The organism is Streptomyces sp. MBT53 (assembly GCF_016654115.1).
Taxonomy (GTDB): domain Bacteria; phylum Actinomycetota; class Actinomycetes; order Streptomycetales; family Streptomycetaceae; genus Streptomyces.
In genome coordinates this window covers 1-15828 of sequence record NZ_JAEQAZ010000012.1, presented here as the reverse complement: position 1 = coordinate 15828, position 15828 = coordinate 1, and the positions used below count along the sequence as shown (strand labels likewise).

The window sequence follows — 15828 nt, the reverse complement described above, 5'->3', positions numbered from 1 at the left end:
CGCACCGGACGCCGCAGGGCCCGCCCTCCGGGCGGACGACGGGACCTTGCGGACACGACCTAGTCCCAGGAGCCCAGCGCCGTCGGCAGTTCCGCCACCTCCGTGAGGTCTTCCGGGGTGAGGCGGAGTTCCGCCGCCTCCGCGTTCTCCGTCACCCAGCGTTCCTGCTTGGTGCCCGGGACCGGTACCACGTGCGGGCCCTGCGCCAGGGTCCAGGCCAGGGCCACCTGGGCCGGGGTGACCTCCGGGCCGTGCCGGCGGGCCACGCGGCGCAGGCCCGCCACGATCGGCTGGTTCGCGGCGGTCATCTCGGCGGTGAAGCGGGGGTGGCGGGCGCGCACGTCGTCGGGTTCGAAGCCCTCGCCCGGGGTCAGGGTGCCGGTCAGGAAGCCGTTGCCGAGGGGCATCGCCGCGAGGAAACCGACCCCGCGCGCCGCGCACCACGGGAGGAGTGCGTCCAGGGCCTCCGTCGACCACACCGACAGCTCGGCCTGCACCGCCGTCACCGGGAACACCTGCTGCACGCGCCGGAGTTGGCGGATCGTTCCGTCATGCAGCCGCGCCCCGGGCCGGCGCGCGGAGCGGGCGCCGACCGCGCACATGCCCAACGCCCTTACTTTTCCGGCCTGTACGAGGTCCGCCATGGCGCCCCAGGTCTCCTCGACCGGGACCTCGGGGTCGGCGCGGTGCAGTTGGTAGAGGTCGATCACCTCGGTCTGCAGGCGGCGCAGCGAGGCGTCGCAGGCACGTCTCACATAGCCGGGGCGGCCGTTGGCCACGATGTGCTGTTCGCCGACCAGCAGGCCGACCTTGGTCGACACGAACGCGTCCTGCCGCCGCTCCTTCAACACCCGCCCCAACAAAAGCTCGTTGGTGAACGGGCCGTACATGTCGGCGGTGTCCAGCAGCGTCATGCCCAGATCGAGCGCCCGGTGCACGGCCCTGACCGACTCGTCGCCCCGCTGCCGCGACCCGCTGTACGCCCAGTTCATCGGCATGCAGCCGAGCCCGACGGCCCCCATCGAGAGCGCCCCCGCACCGATCGTCCTGCGCTCCACCTGCTCGTGACCCTCCCTCTCCTGGCCCACCAACCTAACCTCTACGCGCGCGTGGCCCTGACATAGCCTCCTGACCATGACTGTCGACGTATGGCTGCCCATCCCCCCGGAGGAGATCGAAGGGCTCCCCGTGGGGCCCAACTACCTGTTCTGGGACGGAGGTGAGGACTTCCCCGCGGACCCGGCCGACTGCGCCTTCTACGTCGTGCCCTACATGAAGAGCAGCGAGATCGGTGTACGGCCGCTCCCCGCGATGGGCTCCGTGGAGGTCGTGCAGACGCTGTCGGCCGGTATCGACCATGTGCAGCCGGGGCTCAAGTACCTGCGCCCCGGTGTGCGGTTGTGCAATGCGCGCGGGGTGCACGAGGCGAGCACCGGTGAGTTGGCGCTGACCTTGATCCTCGCCTCGCTGCGGGGCGTCCCCGACTTCGTGCGGGCGCAGGACAAGGGGGAGTGGCTCGGTGGGTTCCGGCCGGCGCTCGCCGACCGGTCCGTCCTCATCGTCGGCTACGGCGCGATCGGAGCCGCCATCGAGGACCGGCTCACTCCCTTCGAGCTCGCGCGGGTGGCGCGCGTGGCGCGCTCCGGGCGCACCACGGAGCGCGGGCCGGTGCATCCGCTCACCGAACTGCCCGCCCTGCTCCCGGACGCGGACGTCGTCATCCTGTCCACGCCCCTCACGGAGACCACCCGTCACCTGGTCGACGCCGAGTTCCTGGCCCGGATGAAGGACGGGGCGCTGCTGGTCAACGTGGCCCGCGGTCCCGTCGTGGACACCAAGGCGCTGCTCGCCGAGCTGGAAAGTGGCCGTATCACCGCCGCGTTGGACGTCACCGACCCCGAACCGCTGCCCCAGGGGCACCCGTTGTGGCAGGCGCCGGGTGTGCTGATCAGTCCGCATGTCGGCGGGCCCACGTCGGCGTTCCTGCCGCGTGCGAAGCGTCTGGTTGTGGACCAGTTGGGACGGTTCGTGAACCATGAGCCGCTGCGCAACGTGATCCTTACGACAGGACCAACCGAGTAGCCGCAACAGGCGTGCAATCCGCTTCCGGTACCCTCCGCAACCTTCCGGAAGCGGGGCGTGTACGCATCTCCGCTGGTCGTCACGGAGCGTAGAGGAACTATGTCCCTGAGTGACGAGACTGGTGTATCGTCCCGGCAGGGGCTGCGCCGCGCACCGTTCGGCGCCGGGGACGGACATTTCAGACTGTGAGGGGGGCGACGGGCGATGCACGGCCTATGGACGAGCGATCCGACGCGGCGGGGCCGCCGACGGCGACCCTGGCGCACCGCCGCGCGCAGACGCGGCCACCACGGCAATCACAGCGGTCACGGCAGCCACAGCGGTCAGGGTGGTCGGCACAGCCACTCCAGCCATCACCACCGCAGGCACAACAGCCGCCGCAGGCACGCCCATTCAGCACACCGGGGCCTGCGGGACCCGGGAGCGACGCGGACCGGGAGGGCCCGGTGAGTTCGCCACCGTCTGCGAGGACCACCCTCAACGGGGCGCTCCGGGACCGGACTTCGCCGGGAGCGCGGCAGCCACGACCGCCGGCCTCCGGCGGCTGGGGCCTGGTCCAGCAACTCGTCCTGGCCCTGGTGTGCGCGGGATACGCCGTCGGTTCCGCGCTCGACTGGGGTTCCCACCAAGTCGCCCTGATCATGGGCGACTTCGGGCTCAGCGCGGCGGCCGGTACCGCCGCCGTCTCGTGCTTCCTCTACGCGCGAAGCCGCCGTATCCGCTTTCGACCCGCCTGGCTGCTGTTCTCGCTCTCCTCGGCGATGGCGGCACTGGGCAACGGGGTCTGGGGGTGGTACGAGGTCGTCCTGGAGCGGCAGGTGCCCAGCCCCAGCTTCGCCGACCTGTTCTTCCTGTGCTTCGCGCCGCCCGCCATCGTCGGCCTCCTGGTGCTGGCCAAACGGCCCGTCACCAAAGCCGGTTGGGTCTGTCTGGCGCTCGACGCCTGGCTGATCGGCGGCTCGCTGCTCACGCTCTCCTGGAGCCTCGCGCTGGCCCAGGCCGCCAAGTTCGACGGGCCGAGCGTGGCCCACACCGCGCTCTCCCTGGCGTACCCGCTGCTCGACATCGCCCTGGTCAGCATGGTCCTCGCGCTGCACTTCCGGCGCTCCTCGGTCAACCGCACCGCCGTGAACACCGCGATCGGCGCGCTGGCCCTGACCGTGATGTGCGACGCCCTGTTCACCTCACCGCTGCTCCACAACAACTACCACTCGGGCCAGTTGCTCGACGCGGGCTGGTTCGCCGGCTCACTGCTCCTCGCCTACGCCCCCTGGGCCGCGCCCCGGCACACCCAGCCCGAGGACGACGGGCACACGCGCGTGGTGCACGAACACCGGCCCGGACAGCGCGCCGGCGTCCAGCACCCGGCAGCCGCGCCGGGCGCCGACCACGGCCGCTATCCGGCCACCCGGCCCATCGCCGGCTCACTGGCCGCGCTCACCCCGTATCTCGCCGCCGCCGTCTGCACGTTGGGGATCCTCTACAACGTCCTCAACGGCCGCAGCCCCGACCGCGTGGTGCTCATCACCGCGGGCTGCGTGGTGCTCGCCCTCGTGGTCCGCCAGGGCATCATGCTGCTCGACAACATCACCCTCACCCAGGAACTGGCCCAGAAGGAGAACCACTTCCGCTCCCTGGTGCAGGGCTCCAGCGACGTCATCATGATCGCCGCCCCGAACGGCATCCTGCGCTACGTCTCCCCGGCCGCCGCCGGTGTCTACGGCAAGGCCGCGGAGGAACTCGTCGGGAACGAACTGGCCTCGCTCATCCACCCCGAGGATCTGGGCTGTGTGGTGCACGAGGTGCGCCGCTTCCTCGCCGCCAGTCCCTTCGAGGAGTCCAACACCCGTATCGAGTGCCGTTTCCGGTCCGGCGACGGCGGCTGGCTCAACGTCGAGTCGACCGTCAACCGTCATCATGGCGGCCTGATCTTCAACAGCCGGGACGTGACCGAACGCGTGCGCCTCCAGGCGCAGTTGCAGCACAACGCCGAGCACGACCCGCTCACCGACCTGCCCAACCGTGCCCTGTTCACCAGGCGGGTCCAGCAGGCACTGTCCGGCCGCCGCTCCACCGACCGCGGTACCGCCGTGCTCTTCATCGACCTCGACGGCTTCAAGGCCGTCAACGACACCATCGGCCACCAGGCCGGTGACGAGCTCCTGATCCAGGCCGCCCGCAGGCTCGACGGCGCGGTCCGGCACGGCGACACCGCGTCCCGGCTCGGCGGTGACGAGTTCGCTGCCCTGATCGTCGGTGACGGCACCCGGGACCGGGCCGCCCGCGAGCGGCACATCATGGAACTCGCCGACCGCCTGCGCATCACCCTGTCCCAGCCGTACGTGATCGACGGCAACGATGTCCGTGTCGCCGCCTCCATCGGCGTCGCCTTCGCCGAACCGGGCCTGGGCGCGGGGGAGTTGCTGCGCAACGCCGACCTCGCGATGTACCGCGCGAAGGGCGCCGGCAAGGGCCGGGTCGAGCTGTACGCCCCGCAGATGCAGCAGGACGTCGTACGGAAGGCGGAGTTGGCGACGCGGCTGCGGGCCGCGCTGCACGACGGTGAGTTCGCGCTGCTGCACCAGCCCGTGGTGTCGCTGACGGACGGCCGGATCACGTCGGTCTCCACACAGGCGCGATGGCGTTCGTCGCAGGGGGTGCTGTTCACGCCGGCCGAGTTCCTGCGGGTGGCCGAGGACAGCGACCGGACCGCCGAGCTGGGGCGCTGGATGCTGGAGGAGGCCGTGGAGCAGGCCGCCGAGCGCCTGGCGGCCGGGCCCGCCGTGTCCGTGGCCGTCCGGATGAGCGCCCGGCGGCTGCTGGACAAGTCGATGCCGCTCGGCTCGATCGAGGCCCTGCTGACCCGGCACGGGCTGCCGTCCGGTTCCCTGGTCGTCGAGCTGTCCGACACCGACCCCCGCGTCTCCCTGGACGAGCTGGAGCGCCGCCTGACCGCCCTTCGGCGGCTGGGCGTCCGGATCGCCCTGGACGGCTTCGGCAGCGGCTACGCGACCATCACGACGCTACGGCGGCTCCCCGTCGACGTACTGAAACTGGACCGCAGTCTGGTCGAGGGCGTCGTCGAGTCCGCGCGGCTGCACAAGATCACCAGCGGGCTGCTGCGGATCGCCGGGGACCTCGGGCTGCAGTCCGTGGCCGACGGGGTCGACCTGCCGGAACAGGTGGTCGCCCTGCGCGCGATGGGCTGTACGCACGGGCAGGGCATGGCCTTCTCCGGACCGCTGGACGAGTACCGGCTGCGCCGGGCCCTGTCCTGCGGCCACTATCCGGTGCCGCACGGGCCTGCGGAGCCCGCGTTCGCGGGCGGCGCCCCGGGGGTGTACACCAGTGGTGTGCCCGTCGTTTTCGGGGGCGGAACGGCCCTCCGCTCACATAATGAGACTCCCGTCCCACCCACTTGACAGTCGGTGCGTGCCGGGGGGAGGGTCAGTCCCATGCGCACCCGAATTCTCGTACTTGGAAAGCGCGTCGGCTGACGCTGGTGACCTCCGGACGGACCCGGAACTCCCAGCGACCGCACCCGGCGCGCTCCCCTCGCTTGCCTCACGGCACGAGGGGTTTTTTGTTGCACAGGATCGAGTCGTGCAGCAGCAGAACCCCGCACAAACCTCGCAAAAACCCTCAGCATCGAGAAGAGAATGACGATGACCGAGCAGGCCACCGGGGCCCATCCGCAGCCGCGGCCCCGATCCGGAGGACAGCCGTCCGCCCCCGAGCACGTCACGGGCGCGCAGTCCCTCATCCGCTCTCTCGAGGAAGTCGGGGCCGACACGGTATTCGGCATCCCCGGCGGTGCGATCCTTCCGGCGTACGACCCGCTGATGGACTCGACGCGGGTGCGTCACGTCCTGGTCCGGCACGAGCAGGGCGCGGGTCACGCGGCCACCGGCTACGCGCAGGCCACCGGCAAGGTCGGCGTCTGCATGGCGACCTCGGGCCCCGGCGCCACCAACCTGGTGACCCCGATCGCCGACGCGCACATGGACTCGGTGGCGCTCGTGGCGATCACCGGGCAGGTCGCGTCCAAGGCGATCGGTACGGACGCCTTCCAGGAGGCGGACATCGTCGGCATCACGATGCCGGTCACCAAGCACAACTTCCTGGTCACCAAGGCAGAGGACATCCCGCGCGTCATCGCGCAGGCCTTCCACATCGCCTCCACCGGCCGTCCGGGCCCGGTGCTGGTCGACATCGCGAAGGACGCCCTCCAGGCGAAGACCACCTTCTCCTGGCCGCCGGTCATGGACCTGCCCGGCTACCGCCCGGTGACCAAGCCGCACGCCAAGCAGATCCGCGAGGCCGCCAAGCTGATCACCGCCGCGAAGCGGCCCGTCCTCTACGTCGGCGGCGGCGTCCTCAAGGCCCACGCCACCGCCGAGCTGAAGGTTCTCGCAGAACTCACCGGAGCGCCCGTCACCACCACCCTGATGGCGCTCGGCGCATTCCCCGACAGTCACGAGCTGCACGTGGGAATGCCGGGCATGCACGGTGCGGTCACCGCCGTCACCGCGCTGCAGAAGGCCGACCTGATCGTCGCCCTCGGAGCCCGCTTCGACGACCGCGTCACCGGCAAGCTGGACAGCTTCGCCCCGCACGCCAAGATCGTCCACGCCGACATCGACCCCGCGGAGATCGGCAAGAACCGCGCGGCCGACGTGCCGATCGTCGGTGACGCCCGCGAGGTCATCGCCGACCTCGTCCAGGCCGTCCAGAAGGAGCACAGCGAAGGCCACACCGGCGACTACAGCGCCTGGTGGAAGGACCTCAACCGCTGGCGCGAGACCTACCCGCTCGGCTACGAGCAGCCCGACAACGGCTCGCTCTCCCCGCAGCAGGTCATCGAGCGCATCGGCCAACTCGCCCCGGAGGGAACGATCTTCGCGGCGGGCGTCGGCCAGCACCAGATGTGGGCCGCGCACTACATCCAGTACGAGAAGCCGGCCACCTGGCTCAACTCCGGCGGCGCCGGGACGATGGGCTACGCGGTCCCGGCCGCGATGGGCGCCAAGGCCGGCGCCCCGGACCGTACGGTCTGGGCGGTCGACGGCGACGGCTGCTTCCAGATGACCAACCAGGAACTCACCACCTGCGCCCTGAACAACATCCCGATCAAGGTCGCCATCATCAACAACGGCGCCCTCGGCATGGTCCGCCAGTGGCAGACCCTGTTCTACAACCAGCGCTACTCCAACACCGTGCTGCACAGCGGCCCGGAGGCCGACGGCAAGCAGCCGAGCGCCGGCACGCGCATCCCCGACTTCGTCAAGCTGTCGGAGGCGATGGGCTGTTACGCGATCCGCTGCGAGTCCCCCGACGACCTCGACAAGGTCATCGAGGAGGCGAACTCGATCAACGACCGCCCCGTCGTGATCGACTTCATCGTCCACGAGGACGCCATGGTGTGGCCGATGGTCGCCGCCGGCACCTCCAACGACGAGGTCATGTTCGCCCGGGACGTCCGCCCCGACTTCGGCGACAACGAAGACGACTGAGCGAGAGAGACCACAGAGAAATGTCCAAGCACACGCTCTCCGTCCTGGTCGAGAACAAGCCAGGTGTCCTCGCCCGGATCACCGCCCTGTTCTCCCGGCGCGGCTTCAACATCGACTCCCTCGCCGTCGGCGTCACCGAGCACCCCGACATCTCCCGCATCACGATCGTGGTGAACGTGATCGAGGCACTCCCGCTCGAACAGGTCACCAAGCAGCTCAACAAGCTCGTCAACGTGCTGAAGATCGTCGAACTGGAGCCGGGTTCCGCGGTTCAGCGCGAACTCGTTCTGGTGAAGGTGCGCGCCGACAACGAGACGCGCTCCCAGATCGTCGAGATCGTCCAGCTGTTCCGCGCCAAGACCGTCGACGTCTCCCCGGAGGCCGTCACCATCGAGGCCACCGGCTCCAGCGACAAGCTGACCGCCATGCTCAAGATGCTGGAACCGTACGGCATCAAGGAGCTGGTCCAGTCCGGCACGATCGCCATCGGACGCGGCGCCCGCTCCATCACCGACCGCTCGCTGCGCGCGCTCGACCGCTCCGCGTAGAACCGTCTGCGGGCGGCCCCGGCCGCCCGCATTCCGAGACCCCCGAACTCCGTTTCCGCCCGCCGTCATACGGTGGGACGCAACACCTGCACACCAAGGAGAGAACCCAAAGTGGCCGAGCTGTTCTACGACGCCGACGCCGACCTGTCCATCATCCAGGGCCGCAAGGTCGCGGTCATCGGCTACGGCAGCCAGGGCCACGCCCACGCGCTGTCGCTCCGTGACTCCGGCGTCGACGTGCGCGTCGGTCTGCACGAGGGCTCCAAGTCCAAGGCGAAGGCCGAGGAGCAGGGCCTGCGCGTGGTGACGCCGTCCGAGGCCGCCGCCGAGGCCGACGTCATCATGATCCTGGTGCCGGACCCGATCCAGGCCCAGGTCTACGAGGAGTCCATCAAGGACAACCTCAAGGACGGCGACGCGCTGTTCTTCGGCCACGGCCTGAACATCCGCTTCGACTTCATCAAGCCCCCGGCCGGCGTCGACGTCTGCATGGTCGCCCCCAAGGGCCCGGGCCACCTCGTCCGCCGCCAGTACGAGGAGGGCCGCGGCGTTCCGTGTATCGCGGCCGTCGAGCAGGACGCGACCGGCAACGGCTTCGCGCTCGCGCTGTCGTACGCGAAGGGCATCGGCGGCACCCGCGCCGGCGTCATCAAGACGACCTTCACCGAGGAGACCGAGACCGACCTGTTCGGTGAGCAGGCCGTTCTCTGCGGTGGTACGGCCGCGCTGGTCAAGGCCGGTTTCGAGACGCTGACCGAGGCCGGCTACCAGCCCGAGATCGCGTACTTCGAGTGCCTGCACGAGCTGAAGCTCATCGTCGACCTCATGTACGAGGGCGGCCTGGAGAAGATGCGCTGGTCGATCTCCGAGACCGCCGAGTGGGGCGACTACGTCACCGGCCCGCGGATCATCACGGACGAGACCAAGGCCACGATGAAGCAGGTCCTCGCCGAGATCCAGGACGGCACCTTCGCGCGCGAGTGGATGGCCGAGTACCACGGTGGCCTGAAGAAGTACAACGAGTACAAGCAGAAGGACGCCGAGTCCCTGCTGGAGACCACCGGCAAGCAGCTCCGCAAGCTGATGAGCTGGGTCGACGAAGAGGCGTAAGCCCTAGGGCTCAGGGGCCGGAGTGAGCACTCCGGCCCCTTTGTCCAACCCGTCCAGCCTCGGACGGGTGATCCTTCCGCAGAGGCGTAAGACGACTGTCGGAGCGCCACTACACTGCCGTACTACATACGCGTCAGGCCCACAGCGTCGTGCGTCTCCACGCGGCCCCATAGCGACACCGAGGAATGGCAGGCACACCCCTGCGCCGCCCGGCACGCACTCTCGCCGCACCGGCCAAAGGTCCTAGTAGCTCCGCTACGAGGACCTTCGTCCGGCACACCGAGAGCACGCACCGAACGACGCAGGAGCACCCGACATTCCCCGGCGCCGCTGCCTCCACCGCCTGCGGCCGTCGGGACGGCCGTCCGCACGCAATGGACTTGTGAGGACTCACGTGAGCTCGAAACCTGTCGTACTCATCGCTGAAGAGCTGTCGCCCGCGACGGTGGACGCCCTCGGCCCGGACTTCGAGATCCGCCACTGCAACGGCGCCGACCGGGGCGAACTGCTCCCCGCGATCGCCGACGTGGACGCGATCCTGATCCGTTCGGCCACCAAGGTCGACGCCGAGGCGGTCGCCGCCGCGAAGAAGCTGAAGGTCGTCGCACGAGCCGGCGTCGGCCTGGACAACGTCGACGTCTCCGCCGCCACCAAGGCCGGCGTGATGGTCGTCAACGCCCCCACCTCGAACATCGTCACCGCCGCCGAGCTGGCCTGCGGTCTGCTGCTGGCGACCGCACGCCACATCCCGCAGGCCAACGCCGCGCTGAAGAACGGCGAGTGGAAGCGCAGCAAGTACACGGGTGTCGAGCTGGCCGAGAAGACCCTGGGTGTTGTGGGTCTGGGGCGTATCGGTGCCCTCGTCGCGCAGCGCATGTCCGCGTTCGGGATGAAGGTCGTCGCCTACGACCCCTACATCCAGCCCGCGCGCGCCGCCCAGATGGGCGTCAAGATCCTGTCGCTCGACGAGCTGCTCGAGGTCTCCGACTTCATCACCGTGCACCTGCCCAAGACCCCCGAGACGGTCGGTCTGATCGGCGACGAGGCGCTGCGCAAGGTCAAGCCGACCGTCCGCATCGTCAACGCCGCGCGCGGCGGGATCGTCGACGAGGAGGCGCTGTACTCCGCGCTCAAGGAGGGCCGCGTCGCCGGCGCCGGCCTCGACGTGTACGCGAAGGAGCCCTGCACGGACTCCCCGCTCTTCGAGTTCGACCAGGTCGTCTCCACCCCGCACCTCGGCGCCTCCACGGACGAGGCCCAGGAGAAGGCCGGTGTCTCGGTCGCCAAGTCGGTGCGCCTCGCGCTCGCCGGTGAACTCGTCCCCGACGCGGTCAACGTCCAGGGCGGTGTCATCGCCGAGGACGTCAAGCCCGGCCTCCCGCTCGCCGAGAAGCTCGGCCGCATCTTCACCGCGCTCGCGGGCGAGGTCGCGGTACGCCTCGACGTCGAGGTCTACGGCGAGATCACCCAGCACGACGTCAAGGTGCTCGAACTCTCCGCGCTCAAGGGCGTGTTCGAGGACGTCGTCGACGAGACCGTGTCGTACGTCAACGCCCCGCTGTTCGCGCAGGAGCGTGGCGTCGAGGTACGGCTGACGACCAGCTCCGAGTCCGCCGACCACCGCAACGTCGTCACCGTGCGCGGCACGCTGAGCAGCGGCGAGGAGGTCGCGGTCTCCGGCACGCTGGCCGGTCCCAAGAACCTGCAGAAGATCGTCGCGGTCGGCGACTACGACGTCGACCTCGCGCTCGCCGACCACATGGTGGTCCTGCGGTACGAGGACCGTCCCGGTGTCGTCGGCACGGTGGGCCGTGTCTTCGGTGAGGCGGGTATCAACATCGCCGGTATGCAGGTGTCGCGGTCGGTCGCGGGCGGCGAGGCACTGGCGGTCCTGACCGTCGACGACACGGTTGCCGCGGGCGTTCTGGCGGAGGTCGCCGAGGAGATCGGGGCGACATCCGCCCGCTCGGTGAACCTGGCCTGACGTTCCCGTTTGACGTTTCGCAAGAACGCCGGGCGGGTTGAGGAGACGATCCTCAACCCGCCCGGCGTTTCTGTGCAGTTGGCGCTCACACCGAGGTCTTCGCCGCATCCTCCGCCGGGGTCTCCTGGACCGGAACCCGCAGCCCCCGCAGGGTCCGCGTCGCCGCGAACGCCGCGCCCAGCAGCAGTACCGCCCCCGCGATCGCCGCCCCGTGCATGCCGTCGGTGAAGGCCTGTCGTGCGGTCGCGGCCAGGGCATCTCCCGCGTGCCCCGGTAGCTGCCGGGCGACGGCCAGTGCGCCGCCGAGGGTCTCGTGGGCCGGGGCGGGGGCCGAGGCCGGGATGCCGTGGCGGTAGATCGCCGTACCGATGGAGCCGAGGACCGCCATGCCCAGCGCGCCGCCGAACTCCGCGCCGGTCTCCATCAGCGAGGACGCGACGCCCGCTTTCTCCACCGGTGCGCTGCCCATCGCGAGGTCCATGATCTGGGACATCACCATGACGATCCCGGAGGCCAGGACACCGGCGGCGGCCAGGGCCGACCAGAGGGCGTCGGCGCCGGTGACGGCGAGCAGGCCGTAGCCGCAGGCGGCGAGGGCGAAGCCGGTCGCGACGACGTAGGCGCGGTCAATTCCCTTCTGGACGAGGGTCGTTGCGAGCGGGGCCGCCATGCCGATCGGCACCGAGGGGAGCAGTGCCCACAGCGCCGCCTCCATCGGGCTCTTGCCGAGCACCGACTGCAGGTACTGCGTGGTGAAGAAGGCCGAGCCCATCATGCCGAACGCGGAGACCAGGTTGAGGATGACCGAGGGGGCGAAGCCGCGGGCCCGGAACAGGGTGGGGTCGATCATCGGGGACTCCGCCGTGCGCTGACGGTGGACGAAGAGCGTGGCGAAGAGCAGGCCGACCGTGATCGAGACGACGTACTGCGCGTGCCAGCCCTCGGACGGGATCTCCTTGAGGCCGTAGATGACGGGCAGTACGGCGGCCAGGGACAGCGGGACGCTCGGCCAGTCGAAGCGGCCGGGGGACGGGTTCTTCGACTCGGGGAGCAGGAACGGGCCGATGAGCAGGAGCAGGGCCATCGCGGGCAGGTTGATCAGGAAGACCGAGCCCCACCAGAAGTACTGGACGAGCACACCGCTCAGGACCGACCCGAGCGCGACGCCGGCGGTCATCACGCCGGACCACAGACCGATCGCCTTCGCGCGCTGGCCGGGGTCGGTGAACATCGTGCGCAGCAGGGCCATCGTCGAGGGCATCAGGGTCGCGCCGCCGATGCCGAGGACCGCGCGGGCGGCGATGAGGGTCTCGGCGCTGTTCGCGTAGGCGGCGATGACGGAGGCGGTGCCGAAGGCCGCCGCGCCGATCAGGAGGAGCCGGCGGCGGCCGATGCGGTCGCCGATCGAGCCCATCGTCATCAGCAGGCCGGCCAGGACGAAGGCGTAGATGTCGAAGATCCACAGCTGCTGGGTGCCGCTGGGCTCCAGGTCCGCGCTGATCGCCGGGATGGCGAAGTAGAGGACGGAGACGTCCATGGAGACCAGCAGCAGCGGCAGCATCAGGACGCCGAGGGCGGTCCATTCGCGGCGCCCGGCAAGGGAGTTGGGGGTGCCGGCGGGGTTCGTCGAGCTCGGTGAGTTCGTCATGGCAGTGAATGTACGCGCGTCTTAAACGCTTGTCTATGACGCACGTATAAATCGCCCGTGTAAATCGTGCGTCTAGGACGGTTGTATGGATCGGCGGTAGCCTGGTGCGCATGGGACACCGTGAGGATCTGCTCGAAGGCGCGAAGCGCTGCCTGCTGGAGAAGGGGTTCGCGCGCACCACGGCGCGCGACATCGTGAAGGAGTCGGGGACGAACCTCGCGTCCATCGGCTACCACTACGGCTCGAAGGACGCGTTGCTCGCGCAGGCGTACGTCTCGCTGGTGGACGACATGTCCTTCGAGTGGGGCGACCGGCTCGAAGGGGCGCCGGGCTCCCTGGAGCGGTTCAGGGAGGTGTGGTCGAACGTCGTCGCCTCCCTCCGTCAGCCGGGCTCGATGTGGCGGCTCAGCGGAGAGATCATGGTGATGGGTGAGCAACTGCCGGAGGCCCGCGACCAGTTGGCGCTCGCGCAGCGCGAGGGCGGCCGGGGGCTGGTCTCCCTGCTCATGGGGGTGCCGGAGGAGGAGGTGTCGGACGAGACCGCCGACACGCTCGGCTCGTTCTACATGGTCGTGATGTCCGGGCTCATCATGCAGTGGACCTTCGACCCGAAGACCGCCCCCGACGCCGACCGGCTCACCGAGGGTCTCCGTCAACTGCTGGAGGGGGCGGCGCGGCAGACGCCGTGACCCGCCGGTCCCGCAGTGCCGGTGCCAGCGCCGTCAGCATCAGCAGCGCGGTCAGTGCGAAGGCCCACGGGTAGCCGGTCAGGCCCGCCGTGACGCCGAAGCCGGCCGCGCCCACGCCCATTCCGCCGTCGTAGGCCAGATTCCACAGCGCGCTGACCGTGCCGTACGAGACGGCGGAAGTGCGGGCGTACATCAGGGTCAGCGTGGCGTTCTGGGTGATGCCGAAGCCCGCGCCGAACAGGGCGGTGCCCGCGACGACGGCGACCGGGTTCGCGGTGGGGGCGATGACCAGGACGCCCGCCGCCGACAGGAGCAGGCCGGGCAGCACGAGCCGTTCGCTGCCGTGCCGGTCGCCGTGACGGCCCGCCAGCCAGCGCGTCACGGTGGCGGCCGCGGTCTGCACGAACAGGGCCGCCGCGACGACTCCGGCGGACGCCGAGGCCACGGCCAGCGGCAGGAACGTGACGAGGATGCCGGCGGCGGTGGCGGTGGCCGCGAAGACCAGAACGGGCCGTAGCAGAGCGCCGGTTCGCAGCCCGCGTACGACGCCCGTCGGCTGATCGGGGCGGTCGGCCTTGCTCGCTCCGTCCGGCAGGCCGGTGACGAAGGGGATCGCGGCCAGTGCCGCGAGGCCACCGGCGACGGCGACCGGCCCGAATCCCGCGTGCCCGGCCAGCCACAGGCCCAGCGGCAGTGCGACCAGCGACGGCACGCCGGACACCAGACCCACCAACGCCAGCCCCTCGCCCCGCCGTTGGTCCGGGATCAGCGACGCGGTCAGGGCGCCGCCCGCGACGATCGTCAGCGCGAACCCGAGCCCGCGGACGAAGCACACCGCGACGACCCACGCGGTGCTGCCCGAGACGGTCAGCACCAGCGCGGGGGCGCCGAGCAGCAACAGCCCTGCCATCAGGGTCAGTCGGTACCCGAAGCGGTCGACGAGCCGGGGTGTCACCAGCTCCCCGAGAACCGTCGCCAGCATCAGCGAACCGGTCGCGAGCCCCGCCGCGCCCCCGCCGCCCCGCTCGGCGGCATACGCCGGTACGACCGAGAGCAACAGGAAGAAACTGAGGCTGGCGCCGACCACGCTGACGAAGCGGAGGAGCAGGGGGCGGGTGAGGAGCGGGGGCCGTACGCCCGAAGTGGCCTCGGAGGGACGGCAGTCGGGTGTCGCGGGGGTCGGGGAGCCGGAGGTCTGGCCGGTGGTCATGGAGTCGACACTAGAATCCGGCCGGGGTGCCCGGCAGCTCCAATTCGGGGCGGGTGGACTGGTCGTTCGGCCGCGTTCCGCCGAACGACCAGGCCTCCCGGCGCGGCCTGCGTTGTCAGTGCCGGCTGCCACAGTGGGGCCGTGGACGATGACACCTTCTGGACCCTGATCGAGAACTGTCGACAGCGGACGCCGGACCCGGACGAGCGGGTGGCGTGGTTGTGCGAGCGACTGGCGGGCGGGCCCGAGCCGGAGATCGTGGGGTTCCAGACATGCCTGGACCGCGTGTTGCTTCCTTCGGGGACGTGGGATCTCTGGGCCGCGGCGGACCGGATCATGGGCTGGTGCTCCGACGACAGCTTCTTCTACTTCCGGCTCTGGTTGGTCGGGTTGGGGCGGGACTCCTTCGAACGCCTGGCCCGCGACCCGGACGCCCTGGCCGAACTGCCGGACGTGCGGCGGCTCGTGGGCCGGGACCAGGAGGACTGGGACGAGGAGGAGTGGCTCAACTGGGAGGAGCTGGACTATGTCGCCGGGCAGGCGTTCGTGCAGGTGACGGGGAGGACCGAGGAGGAGTTCCACGCGGCTGTCGAGGCGCTGGGCGGCGAGGACCCCGAGTCGGGGGACCCGGCCGGTGAGCAGTGGGACGCGAGTGACGACGAGCAGGCGAAGCGGCGTCTTCCCCGGCTCAGCGGGCTGTTCCCGGGTCCCGGGACACCGGTGACGGATGAGGATCACCCGATGGATGCAACGACAAATCGATTCCCCGGGTGAACGGCACGGAGTTCGATCAACCGCACCGGCCGGCGCGGCGATCGTGGGGCCGGTTTCAGACCGCTCCACCGCCCAACTGATCGCCGACCAAGGAGTTCCCCTTGCGAGTTCGTCGTGTCGTGACCAGCGCCCTCGGTGCCGCAGCCCTCGTGCTCACCTCGCTCGGCACGGTGGCCGCCGCCACCCCCGCGTCCCCCGCCCCCTGCGGCTTCTACAAGACCAGTACCGACGCCTACTACCGTCACTGCACCAGGGACGGCTCGCATGTCG

The 15828-nt window shown here is 70.3% G+C and carries 12 protein-coding genes; 9 read left to right on the top strand and 3 right to left on the bottom strand.

Annotated features, from left to right (window positions below; genetic code table 11):
• Positions 1-59: 59 nt before the first annotated feature.
• Positions 60-1058, bottom strand: a complete 999-nt coding sequence (locus JHN45_RS06770; RefSeq protein ID WP_200710249.1) for an aldo/keto reductase — start codon at positions 1056-1058, stop codon at positions 60-62.
• 76 nt (positions 1059-1134) lie between these two features.
• Here JHN45_RS06770 and JHN45_RS06765 point away from each other — a divergent pair, with 76 nt between their 5' ends.
• The 6 genes from JHN45_RS06765 (at position 1135) to serA (ending at position 11237) form a co-directional block, all read left to right on the top strand.
• A complete protein-coding gene (locus JHN45_RS06765; RefSeq protein ID WP_200710223.1) occupies positions 1135-2082 on the top strand; it encodes a 2-hydroxyacid dehydrogenase in 948 nt (315 codons plus the stop codon).
• 446 nt (positions 2083-2528) lie between these two features.
• Positions 2529-5504, top strand: coding sequence for a bifunctional diguanylate cyclase/phosphodiesterase (locus tag JHN45_RS06760; RefSeq protein ID WP_200710222.1), 2976 nt, complete (start codon positions 2529-2531; stop codon positions 5502-5504).
• A 237-nt stretch (positions 5505-5741) separates the two neighbouring features.
• Positions 5742-7595: an acetolactate synthase large subunit gene (locus JHN45_RS06755; protein ID WP_200710221.1), complete on the top strand. Its 1854-nt coding sequence runs from the start codon at positions 5742-5744 to the stop codon at positions 7593-7595.
• 20 nt (positions 7596-7615) lie between these two features.
• Positions 7616-8143 carry an acetolactate synthase small subunit gene (gene ilvN, locus JHN45_RS06750; RefSeq protein ID WP_019068659.1) on the top strand — a complete coding sequence of 176 codons (528 nt, stop codon included), beginning with the start codon at positions 7616-7618 and terminating at the stop codon, positions 8141-8143.
• A gap of 111 nt (positions 8144-8254) precedes the next feature.
• Complete coding sequence (ilvC, locus tag JHN45_RS06745; RefSeq protein WP_019068660.1) at positions 8255-9253, top strand: ketol-acid reductoisomerase; 999 nt, start codon at positions 8255-8257, stop codon at positions 9251-9253.
• A 394-nt stretch (positions 9254-9647) separates the two neighbouring features.
• Positions 9648-11237 carry a phosphoglycerate dehydrogenase gene (gene serA / locus JHN45_RS06740; protein ID WP_201048370.1) on the top strand — a complete coding sequence of 530 codons (1590 nt, stop codon included), beginning with the start codon at positions 9648-9650 and terminating at the stop codon, positions 11235-11237.
• A gap of 85 nt (positions 11238-11322) precedes the next feature.
• Here serA and JHN45_RS06735 read toward each other — a convergent pair whose 3' ends face one another.
• Positions 11323-12885, bottom strand: coding sequence for an MFS transporter (locus JHN45_RS06735; RefSeq protein ID WP_200710219.1), 1563 nt, complete (start codon positions 12883-12885; stop codon positions 11323-11325).
• A 110-nt stretch (positions 12886-12995) separates the two neighbouring features.
• On the opposite strand from JHN45_RS06735, the gene JHN45_RS06730 reads away from it, so the two are divergent.
• Complete coding sequence (locus JHN45_RS06730; RefSeq protein WP_200710218.1) at positions 12996-13574, top strand: TetR/AcrR family transcriptional regulator; 579 nt, start codon at positions 12996-12998, stop codon at positions 13572-13574.
• Here the strand turns inward: JHN45_RS06730 and JHN45_RS06725 are convergent.
• Positions 13522-14784, bottom strand: coding sequence for an MFS transporter (locus tag JHN45_RS06725; protein ID WP_200710217.1), 1263 nt, complete (start codon positions 14782-14784; stop codon positions 13522-13524). The two genes, JHN45_RS06730 and JHN45_RS06725, sit on opposite strands and share 53 nt — an antisense overlap.
• 141 nt (positions 14785-14925) lie before the next feature.
• On the opposite strand from JHN45_RS06725, the gene JHN45_RS06720 reads away from it, so the two are divergent.
• Both JHN45_RS06720 and JHN45_RS06715 read left to right on the top strand, forming a co-directional pair.
• Positions 14926-15558, top strand: a complete 633-nt coding sequence (locus JHN45_RS06720) for a DUF4240 domain-containing protein (protein ID WP_200710216.1) — start codon at positions 14926-14928, stop codon at positions 15556-15558.
• Positions 15559-15677: 119 nt separating this feature from the next.
• A partial coding sequence (locus tag JHN45_RS06715; RefSeq protein WP_307783048.1) for a DUF6355 family natural product biosynthesis protein occupies positions 15678-15828 on the top strand: 151 nt, incomplete at its 3' end.

Coding starts and splice junctions, on each gene's coding strand:
- JHN45_RS06755 (WP_200710221.1), top strand. CDS start 5,742: ATGACGATGACCGAGCAGGCCACCGGGGCCCATCCGCAGCCGCGGCCC.
- ilvN (WP_019068659.1), top strand. CDS start 7,616: ATGTCCAAGCACACGCTCTCCGTCCTGGTCGAGAACAAGCCAGGTGTC.
- JHN45_RS06735 (WP_200710219.1), bottom strand. CDS start 12,885: ATGACGAACTCACCGAGCTCGACGAACCCCGCCGGCACCCCCAACTCC.
- JHN45_RS06725 (WP_200710217.1), bottom strand. CDS start 14,784: ATGACCACCGGCCAGACCTCCGGCTCCCCGACCCCCGCGACACCCGAC.
- JHN45_RS06730 (WP_200710218.1), top strand. CDS start 12,996: ATGGGACACCGTGAGGATCTGCTCGAAGGCGCGAAGCGCTGCCTGCTG.
- JHN45_RS06765 (WP_200710223.1), top strand. CDS start 1,135: ATGACTGTCGACGTATGGCTGCCCATCCCCCCGGAGGAGATCGAAGGG.